General features: G+C 59.7%; 19 protein-coding genes. 12 read left to right on the forward strand and 7 right to left on the reverse strand.

Going from position 1 to position 20271, the window contains the following annotated elements; genetic code table 11:
• Window positions 1-176 precede the first annotated feature (176 nt).
• From cpaB to QX071_RS31605, 8 genes are all read left to right on the forward strand, one after another.
• Window positions 177-1127, forward strand: a complete 951-nt coding sequence (gene cpaB, locus QX071_RS31570) for a Flp pilus assembly protein CpaB (RefSeq protein ID WP_315706457.1) — start codon at window positions 177-179, stop codon at window positions 1125-1127.
• Window positions 1127-2326 carry a CpaE family protein gene (locus tag QX071_RS31575; protein WP_315706456.1) on the forward strand — a complete coding sequence of 400 codons (1200 nt, stop codon included), beginning with the start codon at window positions 1127-1129 and terminating at the stop codon, window positions 2324-2326. The genes cpaB and QX071_RS31575 overlap by 1 nt, the downstream gene beginning before the upstream one ends.
• Window position 2327: 1 nt before the next feature.
• Complete coding sequence (locus tag QX071_RS31580; RefSeq protein WP_315706455.1) at window positions 2328-3728, forward strand: CpaF family protein; 1401 nt, start codon at window positions 2328-2330, stop codon at window positions 3726-3728.
• 3 nt (window positions 3729-3731) lie between these two features.
• Entirely contained in the window at window positions 3732-4691 is a 960-nt protein-coding gene (locus QX071_RS31585; protein WP_315706454.1) for a type II secretion system F family protein, read from the forward strand.
• A gap of 19 nt (window positions 4692-4710) precedes the next feature.
• A complete protein-coding gene (locus QX071_RS31590) occupies window positions 4711-5673 on the forward strand; it encodes a type II secretion system F family protein (RefSeq protein WP_315727531.1) in 963 nt (320 codons plus the stop codon).
• Window positions 5674-6140: 467 nt separating this feature from the next.
• Window positions 6141-7649 carry a type II and III secretion system protein family protein gene (locus QX071_RS31595; protein WP_315706452.1) on the forward strand — a complete coding sequence of 503 codons (1509 nt, stop codon included), beginning with the start codon at window positions 6141-6143 and terminating at the stop codon, window positions 7647-7649.
• Between the two features lie 29 nt (window positions 7650-7678).
• Window positions 7679-8038 (forward strand): hypothetical protein, encoded by a 360-nt coding sequence (locus QX071_RS31600; protein WP_315706451.1) that lies wholly within the window; start codon window positions 7679-7681, stop codon window positions 8036-8038.
• A gap of 271 nt (window positions 8039-8309) precedes the next feature.
• Window positions 8310-8837, forward strand: a complete 528-nt coding sequence (locus QX071_RS31605; protein ID WP_315706450.1) for a tetratricopeptide repeat protein — start codon at window positions 8310-8312, stop codon at window positions 8835-8837.
• A 95-nt stretch (window positions 8838-8932) separates the two neighbouring features.
• Here the strand turns inward: QX071_RS31605 and QX071_RS31610 are convergent, their stop codons facing one another.
• The 4 genes from QX071_RS31610 to QX071_RS31625 all read right to left on the reverse strand — a co-directional run bounded on the left by QX071_RS31610 (window position 8933) and on the right by QX071_RS31625 (window position 14230).
• On the reverse strand, window positions 8933-11755 hold the full coding sequence (locus QX071_RS31610) for an EAL domain-containing protein (RefSeq protein ID WP_315706449.1): 2823 nt from the start codon (window positions 11753-11755) through the stop codon (window positions 8933-8935).
• 239 nt (window positions 11756-11994) lie between these two features.
• Entirely contained in the window at window positions 11995-12414 is a 420-nt protein-coding gene (locus QX071_RS31615; protein ID WP_315706448.1) for a pilus assembly protein, read from the reverse strand.
• Between the two features lie 3 nt (window positions 12415-12417).
• Window positions 12418-12927 carry a TadE/TadG family type IV pilus assembly protein gene (locus QX071_RS31620; RefSeq protein ID WP_315706447.1) on the reverse strand — a complete coding sequence of 170 codons (510 nt, stop codon included), beginning with the start codon at window positions 12925-12927 and terminating at the stop codon, window positions 12418-12420.
• Window positions 12928-12940: 13 nt separating this feature from the next.
• A complete protein-coding gene (locus QX071_RS31625) occupies window positions 12941-14230 on the reverse strand; it encodes a TadE/TadG family type IV pilus assembly protein (RefSeq protein ID WP_315706446.1) in 1290 nt (429 codons plus the stop codon).
• Between the two features lie 442 nt (window positions 14231-14672).
• Here QX071_RS31625 and QX071_RS31630 point away from each other — a divergent pair, with 442 nt between their 5' ends.
• The 4 genes from QX071_RS31630 (at window position 14673) to QX071_RS31645 (ending at window position 16880) form a co-directional block, all read left to right on the forward strand.
• Window positions 14673-14861, forward strand: a complete 189-nt coding sequence (locus tag QX071_RS31630; RefSeq protein ID WP_315706445.1) for a Flp family type IVb pilin — start codon at window positions 14673-14675, stop codon at window positions 14859-14861.
• Between the two features lie 149 nt (window positions 14862-15010).
• Window positions 15011-15271: a Flp family type IVb pilin gene (locus tag QX071_RS34165; RefSeq protein ID WP_409977553.1), complete on the forward strand. Its 261-nt coding sequence runs from the start codon at window positions 15011-15013 to the stop codon at window positions 15269-15271.
• 9 nt (window positions 15272-15280) lie between these two features.
• Entirely contained in the window at window positions 15281-15835 is a 555-nt protein-coding gene (locus QX071_RS31640) for an A24 family peptidase (RefSeq protein ID WP_315706444.1), read from the forward strand.
• 124 nt (window positions 15836-15959) lie between these two features.
• Window positions 15960-16880 carry a diguanylate cyclase gene (locus tag QX071_RS31645; RefSeq protein WP_315706443.1) on the forward strand — a complete coding sequence of 307 codons (921 nt, stop codon included), beginning with the start codon at window positions 15960-15962 and terminating at the stop codon, window positions 16878-16880.
• Between the two features lie 199 nt (window positions 16881-17079).
• Here the strand turns inward: QX071_RS31645 and QX071_RS31650 are convergent, their stop codons facing one another.
• The 3 genes from QX071_RS31650 to QX071_RS31660 form a co-directional block, all read right to left on the reverse strand.
• Window positions 17080-18360: a sensor histidine kinase gene (locus QX071_RS31650; RefSeq protein ID WP_315706442.1), complete on the reverse strand. Its 1281-nt coding sequence runs from the start codon at window positions 18358-18360 to the stop codon at window positions 17080-17082.
• Window positions 18338-19504, reverse strand: a complete 1167-nt coding sequence (gene ercA, locus QX071_RS31655; protein WP_315706441.1) for an alcohol dehydrogenase-like regulatory protein ErcA — start codon at window positions 19502-19504, stop codon at window positions 18338-18340. The genes QX071_RS31650 and ercA overlap by 23 nt, the downstream gene beginning before the upstream one ends.
• Window positions 19505-19659: 155 nt before the next feature.
• On the reverse strand, window positions 19660-20217 hold the full coding sequence (locus QX071_RS31660) for an HNH endonuclease (protein ID WP_315706440.1): 558 nt from the start codon (window positions 20215-20217) through the stop codon (window positions 19660-19662).
• Window positions 20218-20271 lie beyond the last annotated feature (54 nt).

Below are 20271 nucleotides of genomic sequence, written 5' to 3' on the forward strand. Positions count from 1 at the left end.
GACGAACCGTCTCGTTGTTCTCGCGAGGCGGTCGTCGAGGGGCTGGAACCATTGATTCAAATCAAAATCATCAGCTTAGCAGCAAGTATGAGTACAACAAGCTGGATTCCGGTTTGACCGCCGGGTTGCATTGATACTGGGCGGCGTACCGACATCGCCGCCAGAAAGTCCTTTCAATGTTTTTGCGCAACATCCTGCTCGCCATAGGCGGTGTTTTCGTGCTCGTCGGAGTTGGCCTCTTCATCGTGTGGTTCGGCCAGATGAGAAACCGCCCTGTCGCTGTAGTCGAAAAACCGGTCGAAAGCCGACCGGCGGTCCTGGCGGCGGCCCGTACAATCGACCTCGGCACATTATTGCGAAAAGAGGATATTGCCTGGAAGGACGTGGGGCCGGGTGAGGTTCGCCCAGGATATCTCATGCGTGGCCAGATTTCGGAAGCGGAATTCTTGGGCGCGATCAGTCGGCGCAATTTCGCCGAGGGCGAGCCGCTGATCGCGAGCGAGTTCGTCAAGCCCGGCGATCGGCAATTTCTCGCCGCAGTGCTCAAGCCGGGGAACCGTGCCGTATCGATTTTCGTTGATGCGGCACAAAGCGCGGCAGGGATGGTTTTGCCCGGCGATCGTGTGGATGTGATTTTGACGCAAAGCTTCGGCGAACAAGCAACTGATCCCGGGCGCAGGACAGTCAGCGAGACTATGCTGCGCGACGTGCGAGTGATCGCCATCGATCAGTCACTGACTCAGTCGACCAAAGTAGCGACTGCGATGAGCGCCGAGGCCCGTATTCCGAAGACGGTCACGCTTGAGCTGCTTGAACGGCAAGCGGAGGCGCTCATGGTTGCCGCGCAGCTGGGTAAGTTTCAGCTTGCGGTTCGGCCTCTCGAGCGCGTAGCCGTCGAGCGACCTGAAGGACAGACGGAGGCCGGGCCGGTCTGGGCGTCGGATGTTTCGCCAGCTCTCAGGGAGATCGGGGCACAGGTACTGCGGAAATGCAATCCGGACGAGTCGCTTTCCGGGAGTTCGCTCGAATGTCTGGTCCGCCGTCCGCCCAACTCGTCTGGCGGCAGCGCGCCCTTTTTGTCCCGGCAAGTCATCGCGCCCGGTAACGTCGAGAGAGGCCCAAAGTGATGGATACGCCCGGACATGATCCCGGCCGGACCCGCGCCCAGGAAGCGGCGCCGGTTGCGACGGTCTTTGTATCCGATCAGGACTCCGAGGGAGTCATCCGTCAATCGCTCAGCGATCTCGGCGTCGACGACGCCGAGTTCAAGAAAGGTACGGTCGAAACCGCAACAGCCTACCTCGCCATGCAGCCGTCGCCGCGTCTTCTCTTTGTGGACCTGAGCGGCGTCGATGACCCGCTCGCACGTATTTATGAGCTTGCGGAACGATGCGAACCGAGCGTCAGCGTCGTGGCGATCGGCGACAGGAACGACATCGTTCTCTACCGCGACCTGAAAAACGCCGGTGTCAGCGAATATTTCTTCAAGCCTTTGATCATTGACGTGGTTAAAGCGATCTGCCGCGGGATTCTGCGTGACGGAGGCGAACATTCGCCGAATCAACGCACCGGCAAGCTCGTCTTCGTGATCGGCGTGCGCGGCGGCGTCGGAGCCACCACGATCGCGGCCAACGCGGCCTGGTATTTGGCCGAGAAAAGGCAACGCTGGGTCATGGTTGTCGATCTCGACCTGCACAACGGCGACGCCGCGCTGCAATTTGATTCGACGCCGGGCCATGCGCTCCGCGAAGCGTTCGAAAAGCCCGAGCGCGTCGACAGGCTCTTTCTCGAACGCGGAACGATACATGTGCGCGAGCGTCTCGATTTGCTGGCGGCTCTTGAACCGCTGAGCGAGAGCACGACGCTGGCCGAAGACGCCGTGCTCTCGCTACTGGGAAAATTGCTGCATCGGTATCGTTTCGTCTTTGTCGACTTGCCGTCGATCGTTGCGTTGGGGCTGGCTCAAGTGCTGCACCAGCCGAGCGTCTGTGTCCTGGTCAGTGATGCCAGTCTGGCGTCGGCGCGAGAACTGTCGCGCTGGCGCGAATGGATCGGGCCCAATTCTGCCGAGCGCAGGACGCTGCATGTTCTCAACATGAACGGGGCCGACGGAGCGCTGCCGGAATCCGAGTTCATTCGTGCGGTTGGCCGGGCCCCCGATATCATCATCCCCTATGATCGGGACATCGCGATGGCCTCAAAATTTGGTGTGAAGGCCACACGGAAATGCGCTGTGCTCAACCGTGGTTTGACGCAGTTGCTCCGCGACTTGACGGGAGAGACTGACGCGCCGACGCGTTCGATATTCAGTCGGGTCTTTGGTTGACATGGGCCAGTTCGGCAGAAAAACCGCCAGCGAGACGCCTGCCGCGGAGCAGGCTCCGACGAACCTGCGGCAAGCCGGGGGGACGGCGGTCGGCGATGCTCTGATGAAGGCCTCGACAACGTCGACGGTCTCCGTGGCGAAGGACTACATCCGCGACCAGATCTTTCTGCGTATCGAGCCATTGGTTGCGGTGCGGATCAGCCAGCAGGACCTGATGGTCTCCGTCAATAAACTGGTGGCCGAGATCGCGAATGAGCGAAAAATTCTCCTGAATCAGGATGAACAGCGCGTTCTCAGCACCAGCATCGTCGACGAAATGGTCGGACTCGGACCGATCGAGCCGCTGCTACGGGATTCGTCGGTAGCCGATATCCTCGTCAACGGACCGCGCATGATCTATGTAGAGCGGCGGGGCAAGCTGGAGCTGACCAAGCTGCAGTTCCGCAGCGATGCGCACGTCCTGCATGTGGCGCAACGCATCGCATCATCGATCGGCAGGCGCATCGATGAATCAAGTCCCATGCTGGACGCAAGATTGGCGGATGGCAGTCGTGTTAACGTGATCATTCCGCCGCTCAGCCTCAGAGGACCTTGTATTTCGATCCGCAAATTTTCCAAGTCCATGATGGATTTCGCAAGCTTTGTCACAGGCGGCACGCTTTCGCCGCAGCTCGCAAGCGCGCTCGAGATCGCCGCGCGTTGTCGTCTGAATATTATCATCTCCGGTGGCACCGGCTCCGGTAAAACGACCCTACTCAACTCTCTTTCGCGCATGATCGATCCGGGCGAGCGCATCGTCACGATCGAAGATGCCGCCGAACTCCAGCTTCAGCAGGCTCACGTCATTCAACTGGAGACGCGTCCGCCCAATGTCGAAGGGCACGGCGAAATCAGCCAGCGTGATTTGATGCGCAACGCCCTTCGAATGCGGCCGGACCGGATCATCGTGGGGGAGGTTCGTGGAGCAGAGGCCTTCGACATGATGCAGGCGATGAACACGGGGCATAACGGCTCCATGTCGACGGTTCATGCCAACTCCGCGCGCGACGCGTTGGGACGTATCGAGAACATGATCTTGATGGGGACCGGCAACTTGCCGATGCGGGCGATTCGCACCCAGATCGTCAGCGCACTCGACCTTGTGGTGCATACCGAGCGCATGCGCGACGGTGTTCGTCGGGTGACCGAAGTTGCGGAGATTGTCGGGCTGGAAGGAGAGGTCATCACCCTTGGTTCGTTGTTCACCTACAAATACCAGGGCGAAAACCCGGATGGCACCCTCCGCGGAGGTTTCGAACCGACACAGGTCCGACCACAATTTATTCCGCGGCTGGAGTATTTCGGATTAGCCCGTGCGTTCTTGCGGTCGCTTGGCGTTCCGGAGAAAGAAACCGAGGAATAACTCATGTCGTCCGTCATCGGGCTGGCGCTTGTTCTGCTGCTGATCGGCATGGTCGCACTGACGGCGGCGCTGCTGATGGGTCGAAGAACACGCCTGGAGACGGAGAGGCGCGTGAACCTTATCACCGGCGAAAGGGAGACGTCCGGGGGGGGCAGCGCGCTCGGCGAACTGCTGAAGGTCCGAACCAGAAAATTTGATGCGCAGGTGCGCCGCATATTCACGATCGGAATCAAATACACCTGGGCAATGCGGTCCGGCTCGCTCAAGCTCCTGCTGATAGCCGCGCTATCGGCCGGCGGGATGTGGCTCCTGACTCGCCAGCTCCTCGGTTTCTCGCCATTGCTCGCGGTGGCGGTGAGCGCGGCTGCGTCGTTCTTTGCGCCGCGCTTTCTTCTTTCCCGGGAGCAGAAGCAGACCGAACGCAAGTTCGTCGACCTGTTTCCGGACGCGGTCGACACCGTCGCTCGCACGCTCCGGGCCGGCCTGCCGATCACTGCGGCGATGCGGACTGTCGCCGTCGATGGATCGCCACCCGTCAGCACCGTATTCGGCTTGATCGCTGATGACCTGCGAATTGGCGTTCCGCTCGAGGAAACCCTGGAGACAAGCAGCCGGGAAATAGGGCTGCCGGAGTTTCGCTTTTTCACCGTAGCCATGACGCTGCAGTATGTGACCGGAGGCAACCTCACGGCGACGCTGGAAATTCTTTCCGACATCATACGCAAGCGCCGCGCGGCCCGCCTCAAGGCCAAGGCCGCCACCGGCGAAATTCGCATCACCGCTTATACTCTCGGTGCGATACCGATTCTGACCACCGGAGCGTTGCTCGTCGTTCAACCGCGCTATCTCATCCCCTTATGGACGGACCCGCGCGGCCATTTGATTCTCGCGCTGGCTGGCGCTCTGCTTCTGCTATCGTTCCTTACGATGCGGAGGATGATGCGCAGTGTGACCGACGCGTGACGGAAATAGAGGCGAAGCCATGAATGCGTGGCAGCTCTGGAATGCCCTGACTTTCGCCGACTTGATGGGGCTGTTTGGCATAATTGCGCTGGTCGCAGGTGGCACGGTTCTGATTGCTTCCAGCATTCTGGTGCATGCCGACGCGCTGGCGCGGCGCGTCAATCTGGCCCTGCCGCGACCCGCGATGGCAGGGGCTGGAGCGCCGGGAGAGGCGCATCCAACGATCGTGCAGCAGCTTCCTTCGCTCGCGGTCGGCATCTCGAAGGCGGAGCAGCAGCAGATCATCCGGCTGCTATCGTACCTCCGTGTGCCGGCCGATCGGGCAGTGTCATATTTTGTCGTCGCCAGGGTTGTTGTGGCCTTGAGCTTTGCCGCATTGGCGTTGGGGGCGGCCATGCGTTTTGCCCTCTTTGCGGCGCACTGGTGGCTGCCGATCATGGCTGCGATCGTGGCCGCGATCGTGGGCTGGATTTCACCGCTCTTCTATATCGATCGCGTCGTGAAGCAGCAGGCCGAGGCCGTCGCGTCAGGGCTGCCTGATGCACTCGAATTGCTGGTGGTCTGCGTCGAGGCCGGTTTGTCTCTCGAGGACGGGCTTCAAAGGGTCGCTCGCGAACTCAGGGAGGCGCAACCGGCGCTCGCCGATGAACTCGTTCTGACCTGGGCTGAAATCAATGTCCTGCCCAGTCGCGCGCAGGCGCTCGCCAACTTGGCTGATCGGATCGACGTTCCGAGCGTGCGGTCAGTCGTGAGCATGCTGTCCCAGAGTCTACAATTCGGAACGCCACTTGCCCAATCGCTGCGGGTGGGGGCAGTGGAAATGCGCAATGACCAGATGGCGCTGTTGGAAGAGCGGGCAAGCCGGTTGCCGGCGATGCTAACCATTCCGGTGATGCTGTTCATCATGCCTACGGTCTTTCTGCTCGTTGGTGGACCGGCCGCCCTAAGATTGATCGATATGTTCCGATCTGGATTGCACTGAAGCGGCTGTTGCAATGCAAAGCCGGAGCGTCGGACCATGCTGCCGAGATCGAATCGCCGCTCGATGCGCGACCGCGCTTTTGGACAACAGTCGGGCGGTTTCATGTGATCATGTCAAGCAAGCCCCTGTCCGCCATTGACATTCGCGAGTTAAAACAATCAAATAATCACCGGTGGTTGTGTTGGCAGGCTTTGATTCGTCTCGATGGTTGGGGCGAATGAGTTTCACTTGAATTCGATGACAGCTGAGGGCGGGCATGGCTGTTGTTTGGGTGCGCTTCAATCAAATTGAAGGTGTGCTGGTTACGAGTTCCATGAAGCCGCCAATCGCCGCGACGCATGGAGCCTAGCTGGCCGCGCCAAAAAAATGATGGCTTGGTTCCAGATGGGGCGGGCATGTTCCTTAGGTTGGCAGGCGGCATCAGCCAGTCCCTACAAAGTGGGACAGCATCGGCAATTCGAGGACAGTTGCTGGGCCGCCTCGTGATGGGCCGCATGGGAGCGGCCGTGGCACTGATGGCTGCGGCCATCAGCGTCGGAATCTACGGCACCGGCCCGGCGAGGTCGCAGGTGCACGTGGTTCAGGATGACCCCATACCAGCGCGGCAGATTTCGGTGACGCGCGACAAGTCGCGCACGATCAAGCTGGATAAGCCATTTGCCTCGGCGGTCGTTGGAGCTCCGGATATTGCCGATGTCCTGCCGATGTCCGATCGCATAGTTTATATTCAGGGCAAGAAAATCGGAACCACCAATGTTACCCTGTTCGATCAAGGCAAGAATGTGATCGGCGTGATCGGACTGGAAGTCACGATCGATGTCCAGAATATCGCGAGCAAGATTCGCTCCGGAACGAACAGCCCCGGCATCCGCGTCTCCAGCAGCAACAACCAGATTGTGTTGAGCGGCGAGGCGAGGGATGCCGTGGATGCGGAAAAGGCGGTCGCGATCGCGAGGGGAATGGCGACGCCGCCGGAAGGAAAGGACCCCGAAAAATACGTCATCAACGCGATGCGCGTTGCCGCGTCGCAGCAGGTGATGCTGAGAGTCCGTTTCATCGAAGTGAGCCGCCAAGCGGAGCGGGAAATCGGTGTGAACTGGTTTGGTGCCAATGCCAGCGGAACGCGTGGCATCAATACCGGAACGGGCGCCATCACCCAGGCTGGCCCCACGGCCACGAGCGCTGGAGTTCCCGTGTTCAACACGATCGGAACATTCGCTGGAAGCACCTTGAGTGCGCCCTTCGGCGTTGGGCTTTTCAACCTTGCCAACAAGGGCGGCAGCGTCGACGTTCTGATCACTGCGCTGGAGAAGAAGGGACTCGCACGGCGGCTCGCGGAGCCGGATCTCGTCGCTCTTTCCGGCGACACGGCGAGCTTTCTCGCGGGTGGAGAATATCCTGTGCCTTCCGTGCAGTCCTCGTCGGGCACCACCCCTGTCATTACCGTGTTGTACAAGCCATTCGGCGTGCAATTGACGTTCGTTCCGACCGTCCTCGCCAGCGGAATCATCAATCTGCGCCTGACGCCTTCGGTCAGCGAACTCGATTACACCAACGCCGTTTCGATCTCCGGTACTCTTGTTCCGGCGCTGAGCAAACGGGAGGCGCGGACGGCGATCGAACTGCGCGACGGGCAGAGCTTCGCGATTGCCGGTCTTCTTCAGTCGGATAATTTGCGGGATGTCGGACAACTGCCCTGGCTTGGTTCGGTGCCCGTTCTCGGGGCGCTGTTCCGCAGCACGTCGTACCAGCAGAAAGAGACCGATCTCGTGGTGATCGTCACGCCTCATCTTGTCGCGCCCGCGGCTCCTGGCCAGGCCCTGGCGACGCCATTTGACAAACAGCTTCCCGGCAACGATGTCGACCTGTTCCTGATGGGCCGGCCGGAAGTCCGCAAGCAATATACCGACTACCTGACCTCGGGTGGAGCGCATGAAGGACCCTATGGTCACATGATGCCCCTCGAACCGAAATGATGGCGCGACCGATGGGAAGGAAGGTTCGAATGACGAAAATGACCGGCTTGGTCGCACTCCTGATCCTGATCGCCTCTGGCGATGCGCGGGCGGCGGACTACCCGTTTTGGGATGAAATGGCGCGGTATTTTCAGCGGATCGATACGATCTCGGTGACCTCCGGCGACGCCAGAGAGGTGAATGCGGTCACCCACATCATCGACCCTTGGCCGCGCCATGTCCGCAACCGGCGCATTCCCGCAAATGGCGAGCGCATGGTCGGTGCAATCACACGCTACAGGAATCCAGGTGGGCTGGGTAAGACCACGGCTGCGCCGACCCTCGCCCCGATCATTATTCCAACCGCGAGCAGTAGTGGCGGTGGGGAAGGCTATGGCGGCGGGCAATAAGGGCGCGCGGGGCGATCACCTGGATACAACTCGTGCCGGGAATCTCCCGACTTGAAGCGCCAGAGCATCAGTTACAGACTCTAGCACCCACTTTCCGAAGTTCGTGAGTCACTGCTGCTATATTCTTGCACGAGCTTCGGAAAGTCATGGGTATTAGCAAGCTTATGATTCTAGTACCGCTTTTCGATCTGAAGTCCCTGAGACGAATTCGCGGCAGGTGATGCAGGGACTTCACTTCGGGTCGGCGGTACTAGGGGCATTTCGAATCGAAATGGCGCGCATTTTTCATTTGTTGTCGGCCGGACTGCTCACAATCGCGCTGGGAGGGTGCGAAACCGTAGCGGGCCCGGTTGCGGCCGTCGACGATGCAGGAACCACCGTGACGATCTCAGAGCCCGGGGACGTCAAATATTATCCTTCAGATGAACCCTTGCGGTTGGGCGAGGAATATTTCAATCGCGGGATTTACGGAACAGCCGAGCAGTATTTCCAGAGTGCGGTCGAAAAGGCTCCGAAGGACGTGAGTGCATGGATCGGGCTCGCCGCCAGCTACGACCGCCTTGGGCGTTTCGACCTGGCAGACCGCGCGTATGGCAAAGCCATCAAGCTGGGTGGAGAAACCACGCAAATTCTCAATAACCTTGGTTATTCCTACATGCTGCGCGGAAAACTGACCGCGGCTCGGGCAAAATTCATGGAAGCTTACCGGCGTGAACCTGACAACCCGACGATCCTCAACAACATCAATCTGCTGAATTCAAGCTATCGATTCATCGAGCGAGAGCTGCCTCCGCAGTAGAGTGCATTCCGTATTGAGCCGGGGTTGGCGTCGCGGGGCATCGTTGCGTTGCATCGAACACGATCATCTTGCCATGACGGACGCTTCGATCGGAGTCAGCAGGCAGCCGGTTCGATGACACCCCGGCGCAGGAATTCGGTGGCGCGTTCGGCTGGCACGGCCTTGCTGAAGTAAAAGCCTTGCCCCACCAGGCAGCCGGCAGACACAAGGAAATCGAGCTGGGCCTTGGTCTGAACGCCCTCCGCAATGACCTTGATGCCGAGTTCTCGCGCCAGACTCAGCGTCACCTTGGTAATCGCGATATCGTCGGCGTTTTCCGGGATGCCGAGGATGAAGCGCTGCGCCAGCTTGAGACGGCCCACCGGGTAGGCGCTCAAATAGGCGAGAGAGGAGTACCCGGTTCCGAAGTCGTCGATCGCAATAGTCGCTCCGAGTCGCTCGATCCGTGCCAGGGCGTCGCTATGCATCTGCGTGGTTTCCATCAAGACGGACTCGGTAAGCTCGATTTCGATTTCGCCGGGAGCAATGCTCCACCGTTTCAGGTTCTCGGCCAAATCCTCCTCGAAGTCCGTGCAAACGCACAACTCCGCCGCGGAGACGTTGACCGCCAGGCGAGGCGGCGCGATTCCCTGGTCCCGCCAAGCCTTGAACTGCCGGCATGTCTGATCCAACACCCAGCGACCGAGGGGGCAGATGGTCCCAGTCTTCTCCGCAAGGGGAATAAAGAGGTCGGGCAGTAGCAGTCCGCGTCGGGGGTGGTTCCAGCGAACCAGCGCTTCCATCCCGACGATCCGGCCTGAAGTAAGCTCGACCTGTGGCTGGTAGTAGAGTTCGAGCTCATGGTTATCGAACGCGGCGCGCAGCTCATTGGTCAGCACGACGCGTTCACGCACTTCCCGGTCGAGTTCTTCGGCGTGGAAGCAATAGCGGTCGCGGCCTTCTTCCTTTGCCCGATAGAGTGCGAGATCGGCCTGGGTCAGCATCGTTTCAGGTTCCGTAATTGTCGGATCGCAGAATGAGATTCCGATGCTTACCGTGATGTGAATCTCGTTGCCGTCTAGTCGATATGGAGCTGCCATCGATTTCGTCAGCTTTGCGGCTAACACCCCGGCGTCCGACGCTTCGTCCATGTCGGTTTGGAGAACCGCAAACTCGTCACCGCCGAACCGCGCGATGAAATCGCTTTCGCGCACTTCATCCTTGAGACGGATCGCGACCGCCTGCAACAGGCGATCGCCCTCCATATGGCCCAGCGTATCGTTGATGTCCTTGAAGCGATCCAGATCAAGGTAGTGGACCGCAAAGGCTCCGCCTCCGCGCCTGTTCGATGCGAGAGCTTCGTGGAGCCGACGTATGAACGCTGGGCGATTGGGCAGGCCTGTGAGCGGGTCATGCAGCGCTTGCGCGAGTAACGCGGCTTCCGCCGCTTTGCGCGCCGTGATGTCCTGCACCTGGGTGATATGGTGAAAGGGCGCACCTGATGCGTCGAAGACCACGGCGGCGTTGAGCTGGACCCAGACAACTTTGCCGTCCTTGCGGATATAGCGCTTTTCCGTTTCGTAAACGGGGATTTCACCGGCATGCAATCGACGGGCGTTTTTGACGTTTTCGGCGCGATCGTCCGGGTGAGTGATATCCGCGAAGCTGCGGGTCAGCAATTCGTCCTCGCTGTAGCCCGTGATTCGGCAATACGCGGCATTGACCTTGATGAAGCGGCCATTCAGGTCGACCAATGCCATCCCGTGCCCGGCGGACTCGAAGGCGCTGCGGAAGCGCGCCTCACTCAAGTATATCGCCTGTTCCGCCGCCTTGCGGCCGGTGATGTCGCGGGCCGAGGCGATACCCTGGACAGGCTTTCCCGTACTGTCGAGAACCACGAATACCCGCCCCTCAACAAGCACATGGCTCCCGTCCTTCCGTCGCATTTTGAATTCGGATTCGCTTATAAGGCTGGGCTTTTCGAGGCTTTGGATGCGTTTAACCGCGGCCTGGCGCTCTTCCGGCGCCAGAAAATCTTGCCAGTTCCTGCCGATCAACTCCTCGGCCTTCTCATATCCGAGAAGCTTTGCGGCGGACTTGTTGGCTGCGTCGACAGTGCCGTCCGCGTTCCAGACGAGGATGGCGTCGGGTGAAAGATCGAACAGAGCGCGATAGTCCCTCTCGCTTTTCTGTAGCGATTTTTCGAGCAGCGCCTCCTTGGTCCAATCGCGATTGAAGGACTTCCCGAGCTCTCCATACGGGATCTTTTTTGGCTGCTTCGGAGCATGCCCGAGATGGCGCGCCAAATGCGCCTCGATCCGGGCCGGCGGTGCCATGATGAAGCGGCAAGCCGCGTCGCCTCTGGCCCGGCAGGAAACCTCCGTGGCGACCAGGGGCAGTCCGAAACTTTCCTCGCACCACCCCGAGGAATACCCAGCGTTCATGTGGCAGACTGGGAAATCGCTGTGCTTGCCGGCACGCATCCAGGCATCCGCCTCGAATGAGTAAGGGTGGTCGTAGAGAAGGAAATAGTCTTCGCTGGGCTCGGGTTTCGATTCTTCCGATATGTCCACGAAAGCCCAGCCGGCATGAGAAAAGAAAATGGGACCGGGGGCGAGTTTGCTGATCGGATCGCTCAATCCCATCGCTTTGTGGAAGTGGCGGGCGTCCGCTTTCCCAAGTGCATGAGCAATGTCGAACAGCATTTGGCTGGCAATGCCGGCGGCCTCATGCTCCGAATGCGCGAAGAGGCGTTTGAGGACATCAAAGAATTCGACGGACAGCGACGCTCCTCGAACAAGGACGAACCGCTCATCCGAGATTTCAATGGTGCCCTTGGTGGGGTCATCCCGCCGGTCCCGAAAAAATCTGCTGACCTGTTCTTCCGCCTTGTCGAAGAGGGCCTCGATCGGCGGCGGGGCCTTGACCGTTCGCGACATTGCAGAACCTCAGCTTCAAGATCTCGATCGAACGCTCGTCCCGGTAACTTTCGACGTGTCGACTTCCGCTTCGAAAGCACAACGCCGCGAAACGACGATGCCGCGCCTGCATCCTGCCATGATACGATATGCTAGACGTACGTTTTCGGGCGCTGATCGGCTTGATCCAGATCAACCTGCCGATCCCGGCCTGGAAAGGGCGAGATACGCCGCTGGTGCTCGATCTTGCGCAACGCCCGCTACGGATATTGCGGCGGATAGCACGCCGTCGCGCTTAGCGTCATGGTGTTGGCGCCGCCAAGCGTTGAAGTCCCATAAAACCACGGGATGACAAACTGGAACGTATAGGTTGCGCTCACCTGCTTGCCGCAGGCAGGTTGCGTGACCGTGAACGCCGCAGCCGTGACATCGAGCCCCCATGCCTCGCCTACGGCATAGTTTTGGATCAGGCCGGTGTTGGCGCACGCCGTGCTGTTGACGGCGGCGCATCGCGCGGCGGCTTCGGTCGCCCGGCTCAGGGTCGTAAATGTCCACAGCAGGCGGCCGATGTCGATGATTCCGAAAGTGAACAGCAGCAGCACCGGCAGGACGAAGCCATATTCAATGGCGACGGCACCGCGAAGCCGAAACCGGGTTTGCGATTTCCGGATCGGCGCCATCGCCTAGTTCACCCTCACCACCGCTTTTGCGGTAAATGTGGACGGCACCGGCAGTCCCGGAAGGGACAGAATAATTAGGTGATTGAGCGCCGCGTTGACCTGAACATATACGCCCGCCGTGGTGATCCCGTCGGCGCAGGTGGGTGGGGGGTTGGGGGGGATGGGGAAGAGGCACGCCATCTCCGTGATGCCGGTTGCCTGCGGACAGCCGCAAAACCGCCGTGGAGCGGGGGTGGCTGTCAGGGCCGGCGTGCCGTCCGGATAGACGCTGCTGGCATTGAGCACCGAGTTGGTAATGCCCGCAGAATCCCAGCCGTTCTTGGCCGCATACAGCATGCCGGCTTCGACCGCATTGCTCACCTGCATCGCCTCATACATGGCGAACCCGAGATCGACCGTTCCCACCAGCAGAATGAACAGGAACGGGAGAAACAGCGCGAACTCGATGGCCGCCGTGCCCGATTCACTCCGGCGTCCGGACCGCTTTCCAGATTTCGTCTTGGCCATGGACATGAATGCGCCTCGTCTACTCGACAAGCTGGGACGCGCTGCTGCTACCGATCGGAAGAACCGGTACGCCGGAGCAATTGAGCTGCAAGGTTGAACTTCCGCTAAAATTTATCGTCAAAGCGATAAGCTGCATGCACGTCGTTACGGTTCCGCTGCCACCGGTGTAGTTGACCGCACCGTTCGGAAAATATGCTGCGCCGGTGATCGTCATCGTTGAGCCGCCCAAGAGCTTGTTGTCGTTGCCTGTGCTGGCCTTCGGGTCCTGGAACAAGGCAATTCCTGCCATCGGCCCGGCGGTCGGTGCAGAGATGTTCAGAGTCGAGCCGCCGGAAATTTGGGCCGTCCCGACCAGTTTGCTCGTGGCGCCCGTGAGCACGATGGAGACGCCGTTCTTCCCGTTCAGCGTGGCGCCGCGGCCCAACGTGAGATCGCCGCCATTGATGATGTAGACCCCCGGCATTAGCGTGAGTTCGCCGCTGCTCTTGTCGGAAATCCCGCCGCAATAGGTTCCGGGGATCAGCGTGTCGCTATCGGCTCCGGTCAGTTTGTAGTTGGTCTTCAAGCACGTTCCAGGCGTCGGCACGGTGTGACCGCTGTAGGGGTCGGTTGGCAGGTTGGTCGCGTTCGTATTGATAGGCGGCTGGACAGGATTAATCGAGCCACCGCCGCTCGTCCTGTAGTCGCCGGCAGTTGATACCGTTTGTGCATTGATTCGAGTGCCGCCGCCGGACACGTCGATCGATGAATCGGACGTTGAGTAGACCGCAAGCCCACACTTGGTAAGGTCCACGATTGCGCCGCCGGATGCCGATACTGCTTTGTTGGCGCTACGTGAAAGGGCCAGCACGCACGAACTGCCCTGGAGCGCCACCGCGCTCACGCCCAGAGTGAAGAGGTCCGAGCCGAATAATCCGACAAGAGTGAGGGTCTGAGGCTGGGTAATGATCACCTGGACCGCGGCTGGATCCGCGGCATGCGCGGCGCTGGCCGGCGGACTGACCGGCGGACGATTGACGGTGATCACGACGCCATCGACGCCGTTGACATAGCCGACGGCGGCCGCGAGCGCATACGCCTCGGTCCTGAAATCGGCAGGATGGCCTGTTGCCAGTGCGGTTGCGGCGCCGAACGCCGCCGCGTCTGCGGCCGACTGCATTTGACGATGCTTGTAGATGGCGAAACCGATGTCGACAGCCAACGCGGCCATGCCGATCAACACGGCCGCTACGAGGCCCATCTGTATGGCGACGCTGCCCTGCCGGGACCGGCGAAGTTTTCGCGCCAGGGCGCCGATCCAAATACGCATCCCAATATACCCCCTGCAGATGCTGTCCGGCGATGCGGCCACAAGACGGAGCCGCAAAACGGGTCAGCTGCAGAATGGCTCAATGCCGGCTCGCCTCGTGCACGCTCATCTGACATGGCCCAGCCCGAAATTAGAACGGTCCGTGATGCAAAATGTTCCGCCGCCGAGCGGCGATCGATAACGTGCAACATCATGAACCATAACGCCGGAACTCCCGGATTCCTCCGGAGCAAAATCGAAAGGTCGCTCGGGGGGGATGCGGGGCATGCCCTTGCTCCCGGGCATGCCGTTGTTCATGCCTCTTGGTGCATCGCAGCATGTGCTGCCCGAAAAAGACACGCAGGCTCGAGAATCATATTCGTTTGCGATTATTGAGCTATGTCAATAACTTATTGCCGTTAGCTGGTCATGGTACTATTTGTTTTGAACAACGAGGCATGCGATGCGCAGGTTCGCTACAAAAGTCGCCGGCTGGCTTTCGATCGAATCTGAGTCGGGTGTCACCGCGATCGAATATGGGCTTCTCGCCGCACTGATCGCTGTCGTGATTATCACGAGCGTGACGCTCGTCGGCACCAACCTCGAGGCTGTATTCAACTACATCGCCAGCAAGCTAAAGGTACCCACCTAGTAGTCTCCGTCAGCGACGCGGGCGCCATCGCCATGCGTCGCTTGCCAGGATGCGGATCGGCTCTCGATTGAAGCTCGCTGCGGCGTTGGGCCGCATCAGGACGTTATGAGCGTATTCTGATCTCGTCGGTTTCGGTGGAGGAGCGTACGATGCGCAAGTTCGCTACAAAGGTGGCCGGCTGGCTTTCGGTCAAATCTGAGTCGGGTGTCACCGCGATCGAATATGGGCTTCTCGCCGCACTGATCGCCGTCGTGATCATCGTGGGTGTGACGCTCATCGGCACCAACCTCGAAGCCATATTTAACTACATCGGAGGCAAGACAAAAGCACCCTGTACCGAAAAATTTCCGCCGGCGACGCTGGAGCCATCGCGATGCGTCGCTTACCAGGACGCAAAGCAATTGGGGTGAACAGAAAACATGAGCCTCTCGTTTTTCATCCACGCTATCTGTCAGCCGGCGAGTCTGATTATGCTCGGAGTCGGTGCCGCCATCGATCTGAAGGACAGGGTCATTCCTAATGAGCTTGTTGTCGCGATCGCCGTGATCGGAGTCATTCAGGGCTTGGCTTTGAGACCCGGGGCGTTTTGGCTTAGCCTGCTCGTCGCCATCATTGTATTTTTTGGGCTCTGGATCTTTGCTCACTTCAAGATCATCGGGGGCGGCGACCTGAAGCTCATTAGCGCCGCAACACTTCTTGTTCCGCCCGATCGCGTTGGACAGCTCTTGATCGACATCGTCCTGGCCGGCGGGGGGCTCAGCTGCGTCTATCTCGCGGCGCGTTACGGGCTTAAGCGTCTGCCCGCGCCCCGACCCGCCGCGGCGGAAGCTGCTCCGTCGGCGAGGACGAGCGGATTTGTCCGGGCGATCAAGGCGGAGCGCATCAGGATCGGTGGAGGATATCCCATGCCTTACGCCGTGGCCGTGCTGGGCGGCGTCATCATTTACTCCGCCATGGAGTTCTTTCAACGTTAGAGCACGATCCGGAACGGTGAAAACCGGATTTCCGAAAAGACCGTGCTAAACAGATGAGATCATGATCCAGTGTGCCGTTGCGCGATAACAAGTCAATCATCGGCAAGACATGAGGACTCGTGACATGCCCATTCCCACCATGCCCGACGAGAAAATGCGCAAGGCGCTGAAGGAACTGGAGCAGGCCGCTTACAATCACGAGCAATGGGCCGAGATGATTTACGGCACCTTGATCTGTCGCCTGACGCCGGATCAACGGGATATCAGCGACGATGCTCATCGCATGTGCCGGTTTGGCCAATGGTACTACAAGGATGGGATGACCGAGCTTGAACACCATCCCGGCGTCGCAGAGATCGGACTTGAGCATGAGCGGATGCATCAGCATGCGGCGAGACTCCTGCGGGCGTCCGTGAGCGGCGACCGGATCGAGATCGGAGATTTCGAACGTTTCGTGACCGCAGTGAAACGCCTGCGCCTGGAACTCGCGACCGTCCAGCGTGAACTCGCGGATGCGCTCTTTAACCTTGATCCGTTGACGGGGACGCGGAGCCGAACATCGATGCTGACCAGCCTCCGCGAGCAACGGGAGCTGGTAAAGCGCGGCGTGCAACCGTGCGCCCTGGCGATGATGGATCTGGATCACTTCAAGGCCATCAACGACAAATATGGACACGCCACCGGGGACAAGGTGCTGATTGGTTTTGCGCGCCACATCATCATGCACCTGCGCCCCTACGACAAGATATTTCGATTTGGCGGCGAGGAGTTTCTGATTTTTATGCCAGACGCCGACCTGAAGGCGGGCCACGACATCGTTGACCGGTTGCGGGAGGAGCTCGGGTCGTTGCGATTTGACGCGAATGGCAAGGAAATATTTCAAGTCACCGTCTCGTTCGGGTTGACCCTTTTGGACCCGGATATACCAGTAGAGCAATCCATCGATCGCGCCGACAACGCTCTTTACGTCGCCAAGGCGATGGGAAGGAATCGCGTCATCGCCTGGAATGATTCAATGAGTGCATCCCCGGCGGCCTCCGTCTAAATGCTGGCGTGCCAGTAATGAAGCGCCCGCGTCTTGTGCCGTAGCGCCCCGACAAACCGCACAAGCCAGAGGTCGAGGTCGGCTTGCCAGTCCACGTCCATTGATCGGTCCTCCAAAAGCCGACCTCACGTGAATCACGCAAACCCTCTCTTACGAATACCCAAAGCTCGCCCGCCACTAAAAATATGTCAGAGTAGCGCTAGGGAGTATTCTGTGGCGTTTCAGCGGAAAGAGCCGCAGGCAGCGTGAAGTAGAAGCTCGCGCCTTCGTCCACTTTACCCTCGGCCCACACCCGCCCGCCATGGCGCACGACGACGTTCTTGACGATGGCCAGGCCAACGCCGGTGCCCTCGAATTCATCGGCTCGGTGGAGCCGCTGGAAGACGCCAAACAGTTTGTCCACGTATCGCATGTCGAAGCCGGTGCCATTGTCTTTCATCCGGTAGACGACTTCGTCGCCCTCGACAGCGCCGTCCACCTCGATCACTGCCTCGGCGCGTCGAGCCGTGAATTTGATGGCGTTCGAAAACAGGTTTGCCAGCACTTGGCGGATCATGGTGCAATCCCCCCTGGCCGGAGGGACTGCTCCCAGCAGCAGGACGATCTTGCGCTGCGGCGCTGCGCTCCGCGCTTCCTCGAAGACCTCGCGTACCAATGCTGCCATATCCACTGGTGCCGTTGCCAACTCCCGGCGGGAGACGCGAGAAAATTCGAGGACGTCGTCAATCAGACGGGCCATTCGGGCAGAACTGCTACGAATGACCTCCAAATTGTGCAGACCTTCCTTGTCGAGCCGGTCGTGGTAATCTTCCATTAGAATTCCCGAGAATCCATCGATGGCCCGCAGCGGCGTCCGAAGGTCGTGGGAGAGGGAATAGGAGAACGCCTCCAGATTCTTGTTGGAGCGTTCCAGGTCGGCCGTACGCTCGGCTACTCGCCGCTCCAGCTCTTCGTTGAGCTTGTGCAGAGCATCCTCGGCCAGCTTGCTCTCGGTGATGTCGCTCAAGATGCAGGTCAGACCGACCGCGCGCCCCTGTTCCATGAGCGGTCGACTGGATATGCGCATATAGCGAGGAACGCCCTCCTTGCCGAGCAATCGAAACTCAACGAATTTCTGCCGCCCGGCCAAGGCGCTTTCGAGGCTGTTCGTTAGAACGGGCTGATCATCGGAGTGGATGAATTGTGTGAGCTTTTGGCCGACAATCTGTTCGGGTGCCAGCCCATACGAATTCTGTAAGACGGGGCTGGCATAAGTAACTCTCCCCTCGCTGTCCAAACTGATGATGACTTCGTTGATGTTTTCTACGAGCGAACGGTAGCGAGCCTCACTCTCGGTCAGTTTCTTGCGCGCCGTCTCCAGCTCCTCCAATTGCTGTCGAAGCTGCGGATAATAGCTTTTTCGGATCGAGCGCTCTCCCAGCCCGATGATCTTCTCGCGTAGGGGCGGTCCAACAGACTCAGATCGAGAGCGCTCGTTCATATAACTTCTCTATTTCCTGAATGCTCGCCTGCCGGGGATTGGTGGCGGAACAAGGATCGTTGAAGGCATTGATGGAAAGCTGGGGAATATCGGCCGCAGTGACGCCCAACGCGCCGATCGTCGTGGTGATGCCGGCATTCTCGCGCAGCTTCGCGATGCATTTCAACAGCGCAGCCTTGCGGCCGGGCGCGCCCGCGGTCTCGCCGCCGATCGCCGATAGAATTCTGTCGTAGCGCTCAGGTGCTGCAGGGTAGTTGAAGTCGATGACATGATCCAGCAACAGCGCGTTGCACAATCCATGCGGCGCGTCGAGCAGTCCACCCATGCTGTGGGCCATGGAATGGACCAGGCCGAGGCCGGCGTTGGAAAACGCCAAGCCCGCCAACAGGCTGCCCAACATCATATTGTTTCGGTATTCCAGGTTTTTTGGCGAGGCGATTGCTGGAGCCAGATTTTGCGCGAGCAGCGGTATGGCCGCCAGAGCGTTAATGTCGGTAACGGGCGAACTGGCGTTGGACGCATAGGCCTCAATGGCGTGGACCAATGCGTCCAGACCCGTGGCGGCGGTCAGATCGGCCGGCATGGTCGTGGTGGTTTCCGGATCTATCAGCGAAACGTCGGGCACCACCGTCTTGCTGACGATGGAAATCTTCAGCTTGCGGAGCGTGTCGAGTATGATCGCAAACTGAGAGATATCCGCCGAGGTCCCGGCGGTGGTTGGAACGCAAATCAGGGGTGGGCCGGGCGTTGGCACCTCGTCCACCCCTTCGAATTCCAGAACGTCTTTGTTGTTGGCGGACGCGATCCCGATCCCCTTGGCGCAATCCATCGGGCTGCCGCCCCCCACCGCTACGATGACGTCGCATCCCTGCTCCCGATAGAACCTCACTCCGGCGGCCACCTCATGATCTTTGGGATTGGGCGTGATGCTTTGGAACGTAGCCCAGGGAATGTGCTCGGCGTCGAGCGAGGCGAACGCTTTGTCTACCCATCCGGGGCGGATCACACCGGGATCAGTCACCACCAGCGCCTTCCCGGCGCCGAAATTCTTCGCGTAGCGTCCGATCAGCGTCAGGGCTCCGACGCCGTAGACGAACTCCGGCGCAACGAATTTGCGCAAATCGAACGCGACATGCGGGTCCATTTTGTTCCCCTTTTCGGGTCGTTTTCAAAGTGTCCGCACCGCAATCTAAGATTGCGGACCGTGGCCGACTAAGCGTCAACAGGCGTTGGAAAACGTGACACTCTTTTGTGTCTTTTGGCGCTCTTATGAGTCGCAGCACAACACTCGCCGCACCGCTACGGATCGAGCTCGGTGTCCCAATAGAGATAGTCCAGCCAGCTTTCGTGCAGATAGTTCGGTGGGAAGAGGCGACCGTTGCGGTGCAGCTGGTGCACCGTCGGGGCATAGGGCGTCTGTCTCGGGAACATCTTGGCCTGCTGCGTGGTCATGTTGCCCTTCTTCAGATTGCAGGGCGAGCAGGCGGCGACGACGTTTTCCCAGGTGGTCTGGCCACCCTTGCTGCGCGGGATGATGTGATCGAAGGTCAAGTCGTCGCCGGAGAGGCAATATTGGCAGACGAAACGGTCGCGAAGGAAAACGTTGAAGCGGGTGAAGGCAGGATGCGTGGTCGGTTTGACGAACGATTTCAGCGAGACCACGCTGGGCAATCGGATCTCGAAGGAAGGACTTCGGATCGCCCGGTCGTAATATTCGACGATGTTCACACGATCGAGGAACACCGCCTTAATCGCGTCCTGCCAGGACCAAAGCGACAGCGGGTAATAACTCAGCGGCCGGAAGTCCGCGTTCAGCACCAACACCGGCCAACCGCCTTGTGAGACATGTGCGTTCAAGTAACGCTCCTGGCCTCCATACGGCTGCAAAGCAGCATGCACCCACATACTACA

Source organism: Bradyrhizobium sp. SZCCHNS1022 (genome assembly GCF_032484835.1).
Taxonomy (GTDB): domain Bacteria; phylum Pseudomonadota; class Alphaproteobacteria; order Rhizobiales; family Xanthobacteraceae; genus Bradyrhizobium.